The sequence below is a fragment of the Bradyrhizobium sp. Pha-3 genome, assembly GCF_042258615.1.
Taxonomy (GTDB): Bacteria; Pseudomonadota; Alphaproteobacteria; order Rhizobiales; family Xanthobacteraceae; genus Bradyrhizobium.
Genome location: NZ_CP170152.1, coordinates 6,869,073 through 6,887,275, shown reverse-complemented (window position 1 = coordinate 6,887,275; position 18,203 = coordinate 6,869,073). Strand labels below are relative to the sequence as shown.

The 18,203-nt window shown below is 64.1% G+C and carries 16 protein-coding genes; 8 read left to right on the top strand and 8 right to left on the bottom strand.

From position 1 onward, the window contains the following. Positions 1–268 precede the first annotated feature (268 nt). Positions 269–490 carry a hypothetical protein gene (locus ACE10Z_RS32335; RefSeq protein ID WP_375784395.1) on the top strand — a complete coding sequence of 74 codons (222 nt, stop codon included), beginning with the start codon at positions 269–271 and terminating at the stop codon, positions 488–490. On the opposite strand, the gene ACE10Z_RS32330 is transcribed toward ACE10Z_RS32335, so the two are convergent. Next, complete coding sequence (locus ACE10Z_RS32330) at positions 438–1,409, bottom strand: LysR substrate-binding domain-containing protein (protein WP_375784394.1); 972 nt, start codon at positions 1,407–1,409, stop codon at positions 438–440. The genes ACE10Z_RS32335 and ACE10Z_RS32330 overlap by 53 nt on opposite strands. 86 nt (positions 1,410–1,495) lie before the next feature. Between ACE10Z_RS32330 and ACE10Z_RS32325 the strand changes: the two genes are divergently transcribed. After that, complete coding sequence (locus tag ACE10Z_RS32325) at positions 1,496–2,569, top strand: YeiH family protein (RefSeq protein WP_375784393.1); 1,074 nt, start codon at positions 1,496–1,498, stop codon at positions 2,567–2,569. Positions 2,570–2,586: 17 nt separating this feature from the next. Here the strand turns inward: ACE10Z_RS32325 and ACE10Z_RS32320 are convergent, their stop codons facing one another. Then, positions 2,587–3,600, bottom strand: coding sequence for a formamidase (locus ACE10Z_RS32320; RefSeq protein ID WP_375784392.1), 1,014 nt, complete (start codon positions 3,598–3,600; stop codon positions 2,587–2,589). Between the two features lie 155 nt (positions 3,601–3,755). Between ACE10Z_RS32320 and ACE10Z_RS32315 the strand changes: the two genes are divergently transcribed. The 3 genes from ACE10Z_RS32315 to ACE10Z_RS32305 all read left to right on the top strand — a co-directional run bounded on the left by ACE10Z_RS32315 (position 3,756) and on the right by ACE10Z_RS32305 (position 7,259). After that, positions 3,756–4,433, top strand: a complete 678-nt coding sequence (locus ACE10Z_RS32315) for a cysteine hydrolase family protein (RefSeq protein WP_375784391.1) — start codon at positions 3,756–3,758, stop codon at positions 4,431–4,433. A gap of 363 nt (positions 4,434–4,796) precedes the next feature. Next, on the top strand, positions 4,797–6,026 hold the full coding sequence (locus tag ACE10Z_RS32310) for a peptidase M15 (protein ID WP_375789973.1): 1,230 nt from the start codon (positions 4,797–4,799) through the stop codon (positions 6,024–6,026). A gap of 39 nt (positions 6,027–6,065) precedes the next feature. Then, the gene (locus tag ACE10Z_RS32305; protein ID WP_375784390.1) at positions 6,066–7,259 is read left to right on the top strand and encodes an aspartate kinase; all 1,194 of its coding nucleotides are present in this window, start codon (positions 6,066–6,068) and stop codon (positions 7,257–7,259) included. A gap of 133 nt (positions 7,260–7,392) precedes the next feature. Here ACE10Z_RS32305 and ACE10Z_RS32300 read toward each other — a convergent pair whose 3' ends face one another. The 4 genes from ACE10Z_RS32300 to ACE10Z_RS32285 all read right to left on the bottom strand — a co-directional run bounded on the left by ACE10Z_RS32300 (position 7,393) and on the right by ACE10Z_RS32285 (position 11,523). Then, positions 7,393–8,217 carry a carbohydrate ABC transporter permease gene (locus ACE10Z_RS32300; RefSeq protein WP_375784389.1) on the bottom strand — a complete coding sequence of 275 codons (825 nt, stop codon included), beginning with the start codon at positions 8,215–8,217 and terminating at the stop codon, positions 7,393–7,395. Beyond that, on the bottom strand, positions 8,214–9,176 hold the full coding sequence (locus ACE10Z_RS32295) for a carbohydrate ABC transporter permease (protein WP_375789972.1): 963 nt from the start codon (positions 9,174–9,176) through the stop codon (positions 8,214–8,216). The genes ACE10Z_RS32300 and ACE10Z_RS32295 overlap by 4 nt, the downstream gene beginning before the upstream one ends. Positions 9,177–9,229: 53 nt before the next feature. Further along, positions 9,230–10,552, bottom strand: coding sequence for an ABC transporter substrate-binding protein (locus tag ACE10Z_RS32290; protein ID WP_375784388.1), 1,323 nt, complete (start codon positions 10,550–10,552; stop codon positions 9,230–9,232). A gap of 116 nt (positions 10,553–10,668) precedes the next feature. Then, on the bottom strand, positions 10,669–11,523 hold the full coding sequence (locus ACE10Z_RS32285; protein ID WP_375784387.1) for a VOC family protein: 855 nt from the start codon (positions 11,521–11,523) through the stop codon (positions 10,669–10,671). Between the two features lie 78 nt (positions 11,524–11,601). Here ACE10Z_RS32285 and ACE10Z_RS32280 point away from each other — a divergent pair, with 78 nt between their 5' ends. The 3 genes from ACE10Z_RS32280 to ACE10Z_RS32270 all read left to right on the top strand — a co-directional run bounded on the left by ACE10Z_RS32280 (position 11,602) and on the right by ACE10Z_RS32270 (position 15,732). Beyond that, positions 11,602–12,969, top strand: a complete 1,368-nt coding sequence (locus tag ACE10Z_RS32280; RefSeq protein WP_375789971.1) for an NAD(P)/FAD-dependent oxidoreductase — start codon at positions 11,602–11,604, stop codon at positions 12,967–12,969. Between the two features lie 223 nt (positions 12,970–13,192). Further along, complete coding sequence (locus tag ACE10Z_RS32275; RefSeq protein ID WP_375784386.1) at positions 13,193–14,380, top strand: 6-phosphofructokinase; 1,188 nt, start codon at positions 13,193–13,195, stop codon at positions 14,378–14,380. 206 nt (positions 14,381–14,586) lie between these two features. After that, complete coding sequence (locus ACE10Z_RS32270; RefSeq protein ID WP_298364776.1) at positions 14,587–15,732, top strand: fructose-1,6-bisphosphatase; 1,146 nt, start codon at positions 14,587–14,589, stop codon at positions 15,730–15,732. A 16-nt stretch (positions 15,733–15,748) separates the two neighbouring features. On the opposite strand, the gene ACE10Z_RS32265 is transcribed toward ACE10Z_RS32270, so the two are convergent. Further along, positions 15,749–17,374 (bottom strand): ABC transporter ATP-binding protein, encoded by a 1,626-nt coding sequence (locus ACE10Z_RS32265; RefSeq protein WP_375784385.1) that lies wholly within the window; start codon positions 17,372–17,374, stop codon positions 15,749–15,751. Then, positions 17,371–18,201: an ABC transporter permease gene (locus ACE10Z_RS32260; RefSeq protein ID WP_298364771.1), complete on the bottom strand. Its 831-nt coding sequence runs from the start codon at positions 18,199–18,201 to the stop codon at positions 17,371–17,373. Before ACE10Z_RS32260 ends, ACE10Z_RS32265 begins: the two co-directional genes overlap by 4 nt. Between the last annotated feature and the right edge of the window lie 2 nt (positions 18,202–18,203).

Here is an 18,203-nt window from a genome sequence, read left to right as displayed (position 1 = left end):
TGTAGCTGACGCCGGAACGACGAATTCCGCTCACAACATCCGCCGCGGAGTATGGGTCCCTGCTTTCGCAGGGACGACACGGAGTTTGTGGCGTGCGATCTCGGCAAGGTGGCCGCGAGGCTATTTCTAGCCGCCGGAGAAGAAAACTCTACTCGCCCCCACTCGAACGAAAGGTCCTTCCAGCTTGGAGCCGCAAAAGGCATTCCACTACCCTTGCTTCCGCCCCCGCCGTCGCGACATTGTACCGGTATTCCTGATGGTTACGATGATGAGCCAATCCGCATTCGATCCCTTCGGCGAGCCGGTTCCCGCGGTCGATCCTTCGATCGCAAATGAAGGCGTGTCGAAATGGCTGAAGACCGCAGGCACCAGCGTGTTCTGGGTGCTGGTTGTCGGCATCGTGCTGGCGCGCGCCGTCTATTTCGAGCCCGGCGTGTTCAGCTTCGAGCATGCCGTTGCGTGGGCGCAGGGTCTGTTCGCCGCGCTTTAGCTGCCGGCGTGCGCGGCGCCGTCTTCGCGGACCGCGTCTCCCGAATGATCCCCTCGAACGCGACCGCTGCCGGCACCTCGAGCCGGCCGGGCGATTTCAGTTGCCAGAGCGTGCGCTCGATATGGACGCCCTTGATCGGGATCACCTTGAGTTTCCTGAGCTTCACCTGATCGTCGATCGTCGCGACCGATACGATGGCGACCCCGACGCCGGCGGCGACCGCCTGCTTGATCGCCTCGGTGCTGCCGATCTCGAGCGTGCGCTGCGGCTCGACCCGGTGGGTGGCCAGCGCCTGTGCGACCACTTCGCGCGTGCCGGATCCAGGCTCGCGCACGATCAGGATCTCGTCGTTGAGCAGGCGAACGTCGATCGCGCTTGCGGCGGCTGCGAAGCGGTGATCCGGACCTGCGATCAGGGCCATCACGTCGGTGCGCCAGGCTTCACTGATCAGGTTCTCGTCCTCGACCGGCCCCTCGACCAGGGCGATTTCGATCTCATGCCCCAGCATCAGCGCCGCGACGTCGCTGGTGTTGGCGCTCACCACATGCAGTTCGATGCCGGGAAAAGCGCGGTGGAACACACCGAGATATTCCGGGATCATGTAGGTCGCGATCGTCGTGCTGGCGCCGATGCGCAGCGAGCCGCTGTCGAGGTTGCGCAGCGCCTGCAACTCGTCCTCGGCGGCGCGTTCGGCCGCGAACAGCGTCTCGGCATGCCGCGCGAGCGCCGCGCCCTCCCGGGTCGGCCGCACCCCCTTCGGCGTACGGTCGAGCAGCCGGCACCCGACCTGCAGCTCGAAATCCCGCACGCCCTTGGAGATCGCGGGCTGGCTGATGTGCAGGAGGTCGGCGGCGCGGGAGAAACTTCCGGTTCTCGCCACGGCCGCAAACAGGCGGAGCAGATGCAGGTTGAGGGACATAACTTCTCTCTATCGGGGCAGTCCGAAAATATATTAGCCAAGCGGCCGCCCTTCGCGCATAAAATCTTCTCCAAAGAGAGGGTCTCGTGCCGCAATCATCGCTGGATCAGGGGCAGAAGCAGGGGGCGCTGAAGCGCATTTTCCTGCTGATTCCGGGCATTTTGCTCTGCGGGGTGGTCACCGTCATCTCGCTCGGCGTCCAGGCCGCCGAGGAGCGGGTTTTCGACCACCCCTATATCGAGGCCCTGGTCGTCGCGATTCTGCTCGGCATGGCGGTCCGCACCGCCTGGGAACCCGCGGAGCGCTGGCGCTCGGGCATTGCTTTCAGCGCCAAGCAGCTGCTCGAGGTCGCCGTGATGCTGCTCGGCGCGTCCATCAGCTTCGCCGCGATCGTGGCCTCGGGCTATCTCCTGATCGGCGCCATCGCCGTGACCGTCGTGATCATGCTGGCGGTGAGCTATGGCCTCGCCCGCCTGCTCGGACTCCAGGCCAAACTCGCGGTCCTGATCGCCTGCGGCAATTCGATCTGCGGCAACTCCGCGATTGCCGCGGTGGCACCCGTGATCGAGGCCGATGGCGACGACATCGCCTCGTCGATCTCGTTCACCGCCATTCTCGGCGTGCTGATGGTGCTCGGCCTGCCGCTGCTGATTCCGCTGCTGAAGTTGACGGCGACGCAATACGGCATCCTCGCCGGGCTTACGGTGTACGCCGTGCCGCAGGTGCTGGCGGCGACCGTGCCGGCCGGCATCGTCTCGACCCAGATCGGCACGCTGGTGAAGCTGGTGCGCGTCCTGATGCTGGGCCCGATCGTGGTCGGCCTCTCGCTGTTCGTCGCGCGGCGGCGCAAGGCCGCCGGTACGGCCAAGGAAGGTGCTGCAAAGGCCGCCTCGATCAGCCCGTTCAAGCTGGTGCCCTGGTTCATCATCGGCTTCCTGGTGCTGGCCGCGCTGCGCTCGTTCCAGCTCGTGCCCGACATCGCGATCGCGCCGGTGACCAGGACGGCAGCGATCCTTACCGTGGTGTCGATGGCCGCGCTTGGGCTCGGCGTCGATGTGCGCGTGCTCTCGACTGTCGGCGGCCGGGTGACGGCAGCGGTCACGCTGTCGCTGATGCTGCTCTTGGCCTTGAGCATCGGCCTCGTGCACTTCTTCAAGTAGCCGCGAGGGGGGCGTGGCTACTCGGCGGCCTTTGCGGTCTTGCCGAACAACCGTGTCGGTGCGGGAAAGCCGCAGGACGTGCCGTCGGTGATCTTGACCTGATCTTCCCAGGGCAGGCGGAAGCGGCCGGATACCATGTCCTGCATGAAGGTGTAGGGGCAATCCATCGCACCGCCCTTCACCGCGACATAGCCGCGGTGCCAAAGCTGATAGATGTTGTTCTCGACGCCCCAGTTGATCCGCGCCTCGCGCACGAGGTCGGGCCGCACCTCGGCGGTGATGATCTCGTCGGCCCGCCCCGTGGTCCCGTGCGCGATGATGCTGCCGTCGAAATTGACGATCATGCCTTCGCCCATCGAGTCGAACGACCCATCCGAGCCGCACATGCAGACATTGGCCGTCACCATCAGGTTCTGGAACGCGTTGGCCTGGTTGGTGAAGCGCCAGCTGTCGCGGATCGGCGCGGTGTAGCCCGCGGTGCGGATCATGATCTCCGCGCCCTTGTACGCACATTCGCGCGCCATTTCCGGGAACATGCCGTCATGGCAGATGATCAGCGCGATCTTCGCGCCTTTCGGTCCGTCGATCACGGGAATGCCGACATCGCCCGGCTCCCACGGCTCGACCGGAATCCAGGGATGGAATTTGCGGTAATAGAGCTTGATCTCGCCGTGATCGTCGATGATCAGCCCGGAATTGTAGGGATTGCCGTGCGGGTTGAACTCCATGATGGAGAAGCAGCCCCAGATCTTGTTGTCGGTGCAGGCCTGCCTGAAGGCCGCGACTTCAGGCCCGTCGAGCCAGCACATGATCTCCGGATTGGTATCCATCGACAGACCGTGCAGCGAATATTCGGGGAAGACGACAAGATCCATGGTGGCGAGATTGCGCCGCGCCTTGCCGACCATCCAGACGATGCGCTCGGTCTGCCGTGCCAGATCGGCCTTGGTCGCCACCACGGGCAGCTGCAGCTGCACCAGTCCGATCACCACGCCGTTGGGTGACTTGTTGAGACCGCCAAGTCCACTCATGCCTGTCCTCCCGCCTGTTTGAGACGCTTGGGCGAACGACCAACGTCGTTCGATCCGGCTCTCGGCTAGCAACGATCATGCCAGCATGATTGTTGCACGATGGCATGCGGTTTGCTTAATCAAATGCGGGTCTTCTCGCATTCGAGGCGTGCGTCATGGCGAATTCAAGCGGGACAATCGCGGCGGAGCCGGCGCCGATCACGCTCGACTGGAGCAAAACCGCGCTCGTCATCATCGACATGCAGCGCGATTTCATGGAGCGAGGGGGCTTCGGCGAGACGCTCGGCAACGACGTCAGCCAGCTCGCCCGCGCGGTGCAGCCGATCGCCGCGGTGCTCGCGGCAGTGCGTGATGCCGGACTGCTCGTGGTCCATACCCGCGAGGGCCATCTGCCCGATCTCTCGGACGCGCCGCCTGCGAAAGTCGAGCGCGGCGCGCCGTCCTTGCGGATCGGCGATCCCGGACCGATGGGGCGGATCCTGATCCGCGGCGAGGCGGGGCACGACATCATCCCCGAGCTCTATCCGCAGGGCAGCGAGATCGTGATCGACAAGCCAGGCAAGGGCGCGTTCTACGCCACCGAATTCGGCGACATCCTGCAGAAATACGCCATCGAGAATCTGCTGGTCTGCGGCGTCACCACCGAGGTCTGCGTCAACACCACGGTGCGCGAAGCCAACGACCGCGGCTACCGCTGCGTCGTGATCTCTGATGGCTGCGCGTCCTACTTCCCGGAATTCCATGAGATGGGCCTGAAGATGATCAAGGCCCAGGGCGGCATCTTCGGTTGGGTCACCGATTCAGCCGCGGTGCTGGAGGCGCTCGCTGCGTAAAGCATGATGAGATCAGGCTGCGGACTCATTAACGCGTAGCCTGGCCGGATCGAAGCAAGCTGCACGAAGGCGAGGTCGCTATGCGCCCGAAAGCAGACCTATTATGCTCAGAGTGAGTTTTGTCGTTCGTGACCCGGAGCGGAAATCAGAGCTCTATCGCGGGTGAAATCAGCGAACGCGGCAGCACGCAGCCGCGCCAGATTGCCTGCGACCGCGCGTTGCGGTCGGGCAACACTTCCTGGAAAAGCGTCGGCCCAACGGCTTTCGCCCATTGCGCATTCCCATTTGATCCGAATGATCGACGCCGTGAGGTGCTTGGCTGTGCAACAGGGCTCGGATCGAGCCTTTGGAGGCTTCGGGATGATGAACCCGCGGCGAATTGCGACGGTGACGCCGGAGTTGTGCGGGACGATCGTTCTCGCAGGTTGGCTCTTTGCCTGGCTTGCCGGCTCTGCCGGCATCGGGAACACCGAAGCAGTGCCCGTCGAGGGACTCGCACCATCTCTCGCCGCCAATGCCGAACTGGCTGATACGCGACAGGCAACTGCAGTCGCCGACGTGAGCGCTGACGTGGCGATGGCCGCAGAACCCGTGACGTGGCCGGCCTCCGACGCGACGGCCACGCCGCAGGCAGGCGTCATAGGCAGCGCCGTCGCTAACGCCGATGCGGCGATGGCGGTTGAATCGATGCCGGCGCCGCCGGCCCCTGATGCGACAGCGACCTTGAGCGAACCGAAATCAATCGTCGTGGCTGCGTTGCCGGATTCGTCGCAGATGCTGCCGGTCGAAACATCGCCGGAGCAAACGGCGATAGCGAGCACGCCTCCGGTGTCGAGCGACACCAAGGAGGCCGCGAGACCCCTGGATATTTTCGAAGAGTGCCTCGTCGTTGATGTGTGCATCGACCGGTACCTGTGGGCCCTCTACGAGCGGACGCCCAAGGAAGACACCATCAGCGTCCAAGAGCAGCGGAAAGTGACGGTCAAAAGGAAGCGCAAGACGGTGACCGTCACCAGGACGTTCACCAGGCGCGTCGATAACGATTTCACGTGGAAGGATCCGAAGGCGGCAGAAAGAATGTCCATGCCGTTGATCGACTACGTGATTGGAGGGGTTGATCGGAGCTTCAAGCTCAAGCTCTTTCACGCGCTTTACGCGGCAGAGCAGGCCGGGTTGTCGCCCGGGATAACCAGCGCGTTCCGCGATGACTACCGTCAATCGATCGCGAGCGGCCTGAAGGCGGCGTCCGACAAGTCATACCACGGAGGGAGCTTCCGCGGCGGCTATGGCCACGGGCTTGCCGCTGATGTCGTGAGCGTCAAAGGCGCGACGCGGGCGGAGCGTTGGGTTTCCACCGAGGCCCTTTGGAAATGGATCGATGCGCGCGGACCGGATTTTGGAATCGGGCGACCGTATCTCGATCGAGATCCGCCGCATGTCGCGCCGATAGACGGTAAGGAATACGCCTCTCACCGCGGCGGGACGAAAGCTCAGCGCGCGGAAGCGGATATCAAGAAGCGCAACCGGGGCGCTCTGCAGGTCGTGGCGAAACGATCAAAAACCGCAAAAGCGTCGAAGGGGAGGACGATCTGATCCGGTTCAGCTGCGCCTTTCAAGACGACGCGGGCAAGAATGCCTAGCAATACCACCATCGTGCAAAAATACGGTGGCGTCTGTCTCGAAACACCGGCAAAAATCCGCGCAGTCGCGAGCAGCGTCGCCGACTTGCACGGCCGTGGCCATCGTGTCGTGGCGATCGTTTCAGCGATGGGCAAGACCACCGATGAACTCGTCAAGATGGCCTATCAGGTCAGCCCGCATCCCAATCGCCGCGAACTCGATATGTTATTGACCACCGGCGAGCGCATCAGCATGTCCTTGATGAGCATGGCGCTGTCTGATCTCGGCGTGCCGGCGATCAGCTTTACCGGCAGCCAGGCCGGCGTGATGACCGATGGATCCCATTCCTCCGCGCGCATTCTGGATGTGCGGCCGATTCGCGTGCGCGAAGAACTCGATCGCGGACGCATCGTGGTTCTGGCGGGCTTTCAGGGCGTGAACCCGCTGACCAAGGAAATCACGACGCTTGGCCGGGGTGGCAGCGATACCACCGCGGTCGCCATGGCTGCGGCACTCCAGGCGGAGTGCTGCGAGATTATCAAGGAGGTCGACGGAGTTTGCTCGGCTGATCCGCGCATCGTCGCAAATGCAAAAACCTTGCGCCAGCTGGATTTCGCATGCCTATCCGAAATGTGCTTCTGGGGCGCCAAGGTGCTGCATTTTCGCAGCGTGGAGTTGGCCCGCAGCCGAAACGTGCCCTTGGTCTTGAGAAAGTGGGGCGGCGCTCGACACAGCACGCAAGTGATGAAGGAGGTCGCGGACATGGAGAACGGAAGAGTTCTGGCGGTCAACTCGATGGCTCGCATTGAGCATGTGGAGATCGATTCCGCGGACCTCAATCAAGGCTTTGAGAAGTTCGCGCAGCATCTCACGCAAAACGCCTTGCCTTGGCCGCAACTCCTCGCCTCGGCTTTCGCCGCCGAAAAAACCCGCATCATGATGACTTCCGATTCGGAGACGCTCGACGCGTTGCTGTGCACGCTGGAGAGGAGCAAAGACCTGCGCAAACAGCGCGAGACTCTCAGTTCGGTGAGCCTCACTTGCTTCGGCGGTATTTCTTCGGACCTGCCATACAAGGCGGTTCAGATTCTGCAACGTCACGGGATCATCGCCGACAAGTATGTCTTGTCATCGCATTCGGTAAGTTTCTTTGTTCCGACGGAGAGCCGTGAGGCTGCGGTCAGGGCCTTGCATTCGCTGATCTAGTTGAAACTTGGTAAAGGGGCAATGTCGCCTATTGGCCTGACCCGGACCTTCGGCCGCCGCCCGCTACTTTGCAGGGGTTAATTTCGATATTTTGGCAGCTCCCCCTGCGACGGCCCCATGACTTCATCTTTCTCTAGCCTCCTTTCACCGCGCCCGCAGTGAGCCCGGCGACGATCTGCCGCTGCGCCAGCACGGTGAGCAGCAGCACCGGCGCCGTCACGATCAATGCGGCGGCGGCGAGCGGGCCCCAGCTCAACTGGTCGAACGAGATCATGTTGTAGACCGCGACCGGCAATGTGCGGGTCTCGCGCCCGGCCAGCACGATGCCGAACACGAAGTTGTTCCAGGAGAAGATCACCGCGAGGATGAAGGCGACCGCGAGCCCGGGCCTGGCGATCGGCAGCGCGACATGGCGGAACACCTGCCAGCGCGTGGCGCCGTCGATCAGCGCGGCTTCCTCCAGCTCCAGCGGGGTGGTCTCGAAATAGCCGATCATGATCCAGATCACGATCGGCACCGTGACCACGAGATGGATGATGATCTGCGGCACCAGCGTGCCTTGCAGGCCGAGCCATTGAAACAGCAGGAACAGCGGGATCAGGTACGACAGGCCCGGCGTGATGCGCGCGATCAGGATCACGATCGCCGATTTATGCGCGGCCATCCGCGCAATGCCATAGCCGGCGGGCACGCCGACCAGCATCGCAAGCCCCGTGGCACAGCCGGTGACAACGAGGCTGTTGCTGAAATAGGTCAGGAAGCGGTTGGAGGCGAACACGTCGGCATAGTTCTTCCAGGCGAAATGCTCCGGGATGAACACCGGCGGATAGGAGGCGTTGTCGATCTCGAATTTCAGCGACAGCGAGGCCATCCAGAGGAAGAACAGGATCGCCGGCGAGACGATGACGAACACCGACAGCCACAACCCGATCCGGCCCAGAATCTGACGCGGGCTCATGCCTCGCTCCCAAGCTGAGACGTCCACAGCAGGCGCTTGCGCAAGTAAAGCAGCAGCGCGGCCAGCGCCACGATCAGGAGGAAGAACACCACCGCGATCGCCGAGCCGTAGCCGAGGTCGTAATAGACGAAGGCGACGCTGTAGAGATAGACGTTGATGGTTTCCGACGCCGAGCCCGGCCCGCCCTGCGTGATCGCGAAGATGATGTCAAAACTCTTCACCGCGTCGATCATGCGGATCATCCCAGCGATGAACAGGAACGGCATGATCAAAGGCAGCGTGATGAAGCGGAACACCTGCCAGAAATTGGCGCCGTCGATCTGCGCGCTCTCATAGGGTTCGGTCGGGATCGCGGCGAGGCCGCCGAGCACGATCAGCATCACCAGCGGCGTCCATTGCCAGGTCTCGACCAGCACCAGCGACGGGATCACCGTCGTCGGGTTGAATACCCAGAGCTGCGGCGGCAGGCCGACCAGCGACAGCAGATAGTTCAAGACGCCAAGCTGCGGGTGGAACATCATGGTCCACACCAGCGCGATCGCCACGGGCGTTGCCATCATCGGCATGATGAAGATGCCGCGCAGGAAGCCGCGCGCGGCGAATTTCTGGTGAAACACCACCGCCGCCAGCGTGCCGAACACCAGCGGCAGCACCACCGACAGCGCGGTGTAGGACAGCGTGTGCCCGACCGCCTCGACGAAGCGCGGATCGGTCGGCAGCCGCAGATAGTTGGCGAGCCCGACGAAGACGGTCGGCGAGCCGACCTTCCATTCCTGCAGGCTCATCCAGATCGTGAACACCCATGGAAAGATGATCACCGCCAGCACGACGACGAGCGCCGGGATCACGAACGGCCAGTAGGACGGCGGACGCCATTCACGCGTCGGCGCAACGTCCCCAGAGCCTCCGGCTCTGGAGTCTTGTTTTGACGCGTTTTCTTCACGCGAACCGGTACCCACTTCGCTTGAAAGCGCTTTGCCAGTCGCCGCCGGCTCAGCCTGGGTCACCACGCTCACGCTTTTTCACTGCGCTCCAGGATGGGGCGGAATTGCTCGTGCGCCTTCTTCAGCTCGGTGGCGGGATCGGCGCCCGACAGCGTCGCGGTCAGCGCCGCACCGACGATGTCGCGGAATTCGGCGACCGGGATGATGACGGGCAGGCCGAGCTTCGAGATCTTGGCGGAATCGACCACCGACTGCAGCCATTCCTTGGTCTTCACGCCCTTGGCGACCTCGGCATCGTCGACGATGGAGTTGCGGAACGGCACGCCGCCGCCGGCCTGCAGCAGCCGGGCGCCTTGTCCGCGCGAGACCACCCATTGGCAGAGCAGGTAGGCGGCTTCCTTGTTCTTGCTCGCTGCGGCGATGCCGATGCCGTCGCCATAGGTCGACGAGAATTTGCCCTTGGGTCCGGCGGGCACCAGCGTGTAGCCGACCTTGCCGACCACGCGCGAGGCGTTGGGGTCCTCCAGCGGCGGTGCCCAGCCGTCGGCGTCGATCCACATCGCCGAGCGGCCTTGCGTGAACGAGGCCATCGACTCCATCCAGTTGAAGCCGGCGACGCCGGGAGGCGCGCATTTCGTCAGCAGCCGCTGATAGAGCTTGGTGGCCTCGATCGCCTCCGGGCCGTCGGTCAGGATGTTGCCCTTCGCGTCGAGGAATTCGCCGCCATAATTCAGATAGAAGTTGCTCCACATCGCCATGTTGGCATTGCGCAGGCCGCGGCCGACGAAGCCGTAGACGCCCTCCTTGGGATCGGTGAGCTTCTCGGCGGCGACCGCCATCTCGTCCAGCGTCTTCGGGACCTCGACGCCCTTCTTCTGGAACAGCTCCTTGTTGTAGTAGAGGATGAAATAGTCGACCGACCACGGCAGCGACAGCATCTGGCCCTTGTCGTTGCGCGCATATTGCAGGCCGGCGGCCGAGAAATCGCTCTCGACGAGGTCCGGCAGCGTCATGCTCGGATCCTTGAGATAGCCCGACATGTCGGCGAGCCAGCCGGCCTTCTCGAATTGCCGCTTCTGCACGTGATAGCTCAGGTGAACGACGTCGAAGCTCGGCTTGCCCGAGGACAGCTCGATCACGCATTTCTGGCGCTGCTGCTGCTCGGGGACCTGCTCCGATTCGACCTTGATGCCGGTGAGCTCGGTGAATTCCTTGATGTATTTTTGCAGGTTGTCGCCGCGCGGCCCCTTGGCGAGGCTGACTTCGAGCGTGGTGCCGGAATATTTCTTCCAGTTGACCTCGGCGCGGGCCGGAAATCCGGTCAATCCAACGGCGCCTGCGGCGGCGGTGCCGGCCAGCATCTGGCGGCGTGAGATCAGGTGATGCGACATGTTTCTCTCCCTGGAGGGTTCTTGTTTGGGAGAGATACTAGCGTCTCAACTTTCCGTGCCTAGCCCCCACATGTGCGGCGCCGCTGCATAACGCTGCGCCGCGCATGGTATGGCAGTTATGCCTTGACGAAGGCGAGCAGGGTGCCGTTCGCAGCGGCCGGCGGCACGGTGATGCCGCCACCGCTGTTCACGCCGGTCGCGCCCAGCGCCTTCTCGGTTGCGGCGAGGTCGGCTGCAATCACGAGGCCGGCGCCGCCGCGATCGGACAGGCCATCCAGCGAAACGCCGGGATAGCGCTTGCCGAGCTGATCCCTGGTCAGGAACACGAAGTCGGCACGGTCGCCGCCGGACGGCACCGCAACCGCACCGTCGGGATCGTTTCTGACCGCGATATCGATCATCCTGGAGAGATGCGCGGCATCGGTTGCGGGGTCGGGCGAGACGATCAGCACCTGCTTGAGGCGTTTTGCCCCATTGGCGTGCGTCATCAATTCGGGGATCCACACCGTCTCGCGGGTCTTGTGCTGGCAGGCGAAGATCCGGACGCCGCCGGGCGCTTCAGCGGTCGGCCACTGAAAGGTGCGGAATTTCGCGGCCGAGACCATGCCATCAGGCAAGGTCACGGGGCGTTCGAAATCGGTCGGCCCGATCGGCGCATAGCCGCGGGCGCGGATCTCCTCGGCGCCGGCGGCCGAATCCACCGCGGTGAATGCGATGCGTTCGATACCTTCGCCGCGCTTCTCGAGGAAGGCGCGAGCCGGAGCATTGTGTTCGGTCGGCGTCAGCACGCCGAGCAATTCCATGTAGTCGGGGTCGAACATGATGGTGTAATTGCCCGATCCCATATGCGCGCTGTGGGTGCCGCGCGGCGACACGGTGAAGCCGAGCCGCTTGTAATTCTCGGCGGCCTTGTCGAGGTCCTTCACCATGACCACGGCGTGATCGATTCCGATGACGTTCTTGAGTGCCACTTCTTGTCTTCCCGGCTGGAATGAGAGAGTAGAGTAAAGCTAACCAGAACGCGCAGGCCCCCGCAAGAAAGGATCATGATGAGCAGCAATGCCGTGCGTTGGCCCAATTCGCTCTGGGCAGCAGTGACGCCAACCGGTCCCGATTGTCCCGAATTGACCGGCGCGCAGCAGGCCGATGTCGTCATCATCGGCGGCGGCTTCACCGGTCTGTCGACCGCACTGCATCTGCGCGAGGCCAATGTCGACGTCGCGATCGTCGAGGCCGCCGAGCCGGGCTGGGGCGCCTCGGGCCGCAACAACGGCCAGGTGATCCCGACGCTGTCGCGCCCCGATCCCGAGGACATCATCAAGAGGCATGGCGCGGCCGGCGAGCGCTTCGTCGCGATGCTGCGCGACAGCGCTGCAATGCTGTTCGACGTCGTCAAGCGCTACAATATCGAGGCCGAGCAGGAGCAGGCCGGCTGGGTGCAGCCGGTGCATTCGCCGGGCCGGATCAAGATCGCGGAGCGGCGGGTGCAGCAATGGTCGAAATTCGGCGCGCCGGTCGAATTGCTGTCGCGCGACCAGACGAGGGACATGCTCGGCTCGGATGCCTGGTATGGCGGCTTCTGGAACAGGACCGGCGGCTACGTCAATCCGCTGGCGCTGGCGCGGGGCCTGGCGCGCACCGTGCTCGGCCTCGGCGCGCGGATCTACGCCCGCTCGCCTGCGCTGAGCTTCGAGCGCCGCGGCGATCGCTGGGTGGTGAAGACCGAGAGGGGCGAAATCTCCGGCCGTGCGCTGGTGGTCGCGACCAATGCCTATAGCGGCGAATTCGCGAAAGCGCTGGTGCCTGAGATCGCGACTGAGGTGATGCCAGTGCTGTCCTGGCAGATGGCGACGCAGCCGCTGTCGGACAATGTCCGCAAGACCATCATCCCGGGCAGGCAGGCGATGTCGGACACCCATGGCGAGCTGTATTTCGCGCGTTACGACGCCCGCAATCGCCTGGTCACCGGCGGCGCCGTGCTCGGCCCGGGTGACAAGACCGGGCGGCTGAAGGCGCGGGTCACCGAGCGACTGCAGCGCTTGTGGCCGCAGATCGGCGACGTCTCCTTCGACTATGTCTGGAACGGCTATGTCGGGATGACCGCGGATTTCCTGCCGCGCATGCATCGCCTCGGACCGAACGCCTATGGCTGGACCGGCTGCAACGGCCGCGCCGTCGCACTGACGATCCCGCTCGGCCGCGAATTGGCAAAGGCAGTGCAGGGCGTGCCGGAGAGCGAGCTGGCGCTGCCGTTCACCGAGCCGGTGCAGTACATGGCGCACGGCTTGCTGCGCAAGCTCGCGCCCTGGATGCTGGTGCTCTACCGGCGCCGCGATGCACAGGAGCTGGTCAGGGGCGATCGCTTCGAGTTGCTGCGCTGGGCAGAGTATTTCCTCGCCTCGCGCCGGTCGCGGTGAACGTGGAGCGGCGCCGCGCCACGCGCGCGAGATATAGAGCACGGAGGTGCCAGCCGCCCGAGGTGAGGACTGGTCAGGCAACATTGTGCTCCGAAGAATGGGAGCCCAAACTGGACCGGTGGAACGCCGCGATCACGCGGATTCCGCCGTTGGCGGATAGCGTTGTGGAAACCCTGACGCGACGCAGGCGTTATTGCCACATACCGATTCCTGGGAGATAGGCATGGCGAGGAAGCGCATTGGTGTTCTCACGGGCGGCGGTGACGTCCCCGGCCTTAATGCGGTGATCAAGAGCGTGACTTATCGCGGCAGCGAGGACGACATCGAGGTTGTCGGTCTCCGCCGCGGCTGGGAGGCCCTCACTCACCTGAACCTCGACGACCCGGCCAGCAAGTCCCACTACATCATCCCGCTGAACCGCGAAAACACGCGCGTCATCGACCGGCGCGGCGGCACCGTGCTGCACTCGAGCCGCACCAATCCCTCCAAAATGAAGAAGTTGCCCGATCATCTCGCGGGCCACGACTTTCCGGTTTCCCAGAGCACCAAGGGTGGCATCGCAACCACGACGTGGGACCTCACCAGCGAGGTGCTGGCGAACCTCGCGGGGCTCGGTATCGAACATCTGATCGCCATCGGCGGCGACGATACTCTCAGCTACGCGGACGAGCTCAACCGGCGAGGCGTCAAGATCATTGCCATCCCGAAGACGATGGACAACGACGTTCGCAACACCGAATACTGCATCGGTTTCTCGACCGCGATCACCCGCGCCAGCGATGCCATCCAGCGCCAGCGCACCACCGTCGGCTCGCATGAGCGAATTGGCATTTTCCGCGTCTTTGGTCGCGATGCCGGCTTTACGGCACTCTATACCGCATACGCAACCTCGATCCGATGCGCTATACCGGAGTACAAGGTCAATCTCGACAAACTGATCCAGCTTCTCCTTGATGATAAGCACGGCAACCCAAGCAACTACGCGCTGATTGTGCTCAGCGAGGGCGCCGAGTGGGAGGGCTACACGGTGCAGGAATTCGGCGAGCCTGATGCCTACGGTCACCGCAGGAAGGCGAGCGTGGCCGAAGCGTTCGCGGACGAGATCAAGCGGCGCACCAGCGAGGAGACCATCGTCTCTGACCTCACCTACGACCTGCGGTCAGGCGATCCGGACTTCATCGACAAGCTTGTGGCGTTGACGTTCGGCAACTTGGCCTACGATGCAATCCTGGAAGGCAAAACCGGTCTGATGTCGGCGCTGGTCGAGGGCCGCTACGACCTCGTGCCGATCCCCGACGCCAAGCTCGGGCCGCGCAAATTGGACGTCGCAAGCGCGTACAACACCGAGCGCTACCGTCCTCTCTATTCCAACAAGCGGGGCTTGCCGATCTTTCTCAACCGCGCTTCATAGGGCAGGTGGTAACCCCATCGAGCATGACGGGCTATGCCGGATGTGTCGATAGCCCGTATCGACACGCGGTGACGGAGGGGCCATAATTCCGTGAGGAACTTGCGCAGGGAACCTGCCGCAACCACAACGTTCCTTTTGAGCAGCGCCGTGGCCCCGGTGCAGCGAGCGCCGAGGCGACGGCGTTGAGCTGCGGTCGGAGGATGCTCATGAAACTCACCATTTCGGTCATCAAGGCTGACATTGGTTCCGTTGGGGGCCATACGAAACCATCTGCGCGCATGATGGCGGCTGTCGAAGGGGAGGTCGCGAAAGCGATCGACAACGGTCTCCTGATCGACGGTTTCGTCCGCCATACGGGCGACGATATTGCGATCATCATGACGCACACGCGGGGCGAAGGGAGCTCCGAGGTCCACCAATTCGCCTGGAAGACGTTTCTGGCGGCCACCGCGGTTGCGAAGACCTCCGGGCTCTACGGCGCCGGCCAGGATCTTCTCGTCGACGCCCCTTCCGGAAACGTTCGCGGCGCGGGTCCGGCCGTCGCCGAACTCAGCTTCGACCACAGCCTCTCGGGCGCGAGACCCGCGGAGTCCTTCATGGTGTTCGCCGCCGACAAATGCGGTCCCGGCGCCTACAATCTGCCGCTCTATCTGGCCTTTGCCGATCCCATGTATTGCGCCGGGCTGATGCTGCCCCCGATGATCAAGGGCTTCCGTTTCCATATCATCGATATGGACAACACGGCCGGCGACAGCGTGATCGAACTCGATGCGCCCGCGGACGGCTACCACATTGCGGCGCTGCTTCGCGACAACGAGCGCTTCGGCATTGATCGCATCGTCTCGAAAACCTATGGCGAGGTCGCCGTCGCCGTTTCGGCGCAGCGCCTTCACTCCATCGCAGGCAAGTACACCGGCAAGGATGATCCGGTTGCGATCGTCAGGAACCAGGGCATTTTCGCAGCGCCCGAAGAAATCATCTCGCCCTTCGCCAAGGCGCACTTCGTGGGCGGCGATGCGCGCGGCTCGCATGTGATGCCGCTCATGCCGGTGCCGCTCAACACCCCGGTGACGGGGATGTATTGCCTGCCGATCGTTTCCTGCGTTGGCTTCTCGATCGACCGGGACGGGAAGTTTTCGGAGTCCTATACCGATTTCTTTGACAACCTTGCGTGGGACGAGGTCCGCCAGCGCGCCCAGCGCAAGGCAATCGAGATGCGCAGCCAGGGTTGGTCCGGCGCTGCGATGCTACCCTATTCCGAGCTGGAATATGGCGGCTTCCGCGACACGGTATCCGGATTGCTGAAGCGCTTCCAGCTGCGCGAGGAATCCAAGCCACAAGCGGCGGAGTAGGGCCGCGCGTGCCCGGCTACACGGTTGCGATGTCGTGCTCGCGCGCGAATGCGCCGCCGGGGATCGCCGACAGCAGCGCCTGCGTATAGGGATGCTGCGGCCTGCCGAACACCTCGGCGGTCAGTCCTTGCTCGACCACGGCGCCATCCTTCATCACGGCGACGAGATCGCAGATCTGTGCGGCGACCCGCAGATCGTGGGTGATGAAGATGATGGAGAGGCCGAGCTGCTGGCGCAGCCCGGCGAGCAACTTCAGCACCTGCGCCTGCACCGAGACGTCGAGCGCCGAGACCGGTTCGTCCGCGACCAGCACATCGGGCTTGAGCGCCAGCGCCCGCGCGAGGCCGATGCGCTGGCGCTGACCGCCGGAGAATTCATGCGGGAAGCGATCGCCGGCGGACGGATCGAGCCCGACCAGTTCGAACAGTTTTCGCGCTTCCGCGATCGCGGTCGCGCGGTCGGTGCCGTGCACGATCGGTCCCTGCGCCACCAGCTCAGCCGCCTTGCGGCGCGGATTGAGCGAGGCGAACGGATCCTGGAACACCATCTGGATGTGGCGGGTCTCGCGCCTGATCTCCTCGCGGCCAAGCTTCGCCCAGTCCTTGCCGTTGAGCACGATCGAACCGGCGTCGGGGTCGATCAGCCGGACGATGCAGCGCGCGAGCGTCGATTTGCCCGAGCCGGACTCGCCGACGATGCCGAGCGTCGCACCGCGTGGCAGGTGCAGCGAGACGTTCTTGACCGCCTCCGTCACTCGCGCGCCGCGGCCGAGGAAGCCGCCGGTGCGGTAGGTCTTGGAGACGGTGTCGATGGTCAGGATGTCCTTGCCGGAGAGGATGCGCGGCGGCGGCGCCTTCAGTGGCGGGACCGCCGCGATCAGTTGCTTGGTGTAGGCATGCTGCGGGTCGTTCAGCACCTTGTCGGCCGTGCCTTGCTCGACGATCGCGCCGTGCTGCATCACCACGACGCGGTCGGCGATCTCGGCGACCACGCCGAAATCATGGGTGATGAACAGCACCGCCGTCTTCTTGCGCTGCTGCAGATCGCGGATCAGCTTCAGGATCTGCGCCTGTGTCGTGACGTCGAGCGCGGTGGTCGGCTCGTCGGCGATCAAGAGCTTCGGGTCGAGCGCGAGCGCCATCGCGATCATGGCGCGCTGGCGCTGGCCGCCGGAGAGCTCGTGCGGATAGGCCTTTGCCGCCGCCCTGGGATCGGGGATGCGGACGTCCTCGAGCAACGCAAGGACGCGTGCATTGATCTCGGCCTTCGACAGGCCGGTGTGGATCGCAAACATCTCGCCGATCTGGTCGCCGATGGTGCGCAGCGGATTGAGCGCCGTCATCGGCTCCTGGAAGATCATCGCAATCCCAGCGCCGCGCACCTCGCGCATTTCGGCGGCATCGGCTGCGCAGAGGTCGCGGCCGTTGAACATCATCCGGCCCTGTTCGATCGTCACCTCGTTCGGCAGCAGCCGCATGATGGCGTTCGCCATCATCGACTTGCCGGAGCCGGACTCGCCGACCACGCAGAGGATCTCGTTGGAGGCGACCGACAGTGAAACGTCGGACAGCGCATGCGGCCGGTCGGCGCCTTTGGGCAGGCGCACGGTCAGCCCGTCGAGCGAAAGGACAGTGTCGCTCATCGGCTCTTCAGCCTCGGATTGAGGGCATCGTTGAGGCCCTGGCCGACCAGCGACACCGCCAGCACGGTGACGAGGATCGCGATGCCGGGGATCGCCGAGACGTACCACTGCACCCGGAGCACATCGCGGCCGAGCCCGATCAGATTGCCCCAGGAGGCGACGTTGGGGTCGGACAGCCTGAGGAACGCGAGCGCGCTTTCCAAGAGGATCGCGACCGCCATCACCACGCTGGCATAGACGATCACGGGCGGCAGCGCGTTCGGCAGGATCTCGCCGAGGATCAGCTGGAGGTCCTTCATGCCGAGCGTCTTGCCCGCCTGCACGAATTCGCGGTTGCGCAGCGACAGGAATTCGGCGCGGGTCAGCCGCGCCGGCGCCGGCCACGACACCACGCCGACCGCAATGGTCACCGTCGTCAGCGTCGAGCCGAACACTGCGACCAAGACCAGCAGCAGCACGAAGTTCGGCAGGGTCTGAAATGCCTCGGTGATCCGCATCAGCACATTGTCGACCCAGCCGCCGTAATAGCCGGCGAAGGCGCCGACCAGGATGCCGATCAGGATCGCGATCACGGTCGCGACGCCGCCGATCAGGAGCGAGATCCGCGCGCCGTAGAAGATCTGGGCGGCGATGTCGCGGCCGGAATTGTCGGTGCCGAGCAGGAAGCGCGGATTGGAGAACGGCCAGACCAGCGGCCGGCCCGCCAGCGCCAGCGGATCGCGCGGATAGAGGAAGCCCGCGCTGATCGCCATCGCGATCACCAGCAGCAGCAGGATCAGGCCGATTACCGCGGCCGGGCTGCGGAAATAGCGTTTCACCGCGTCCATCG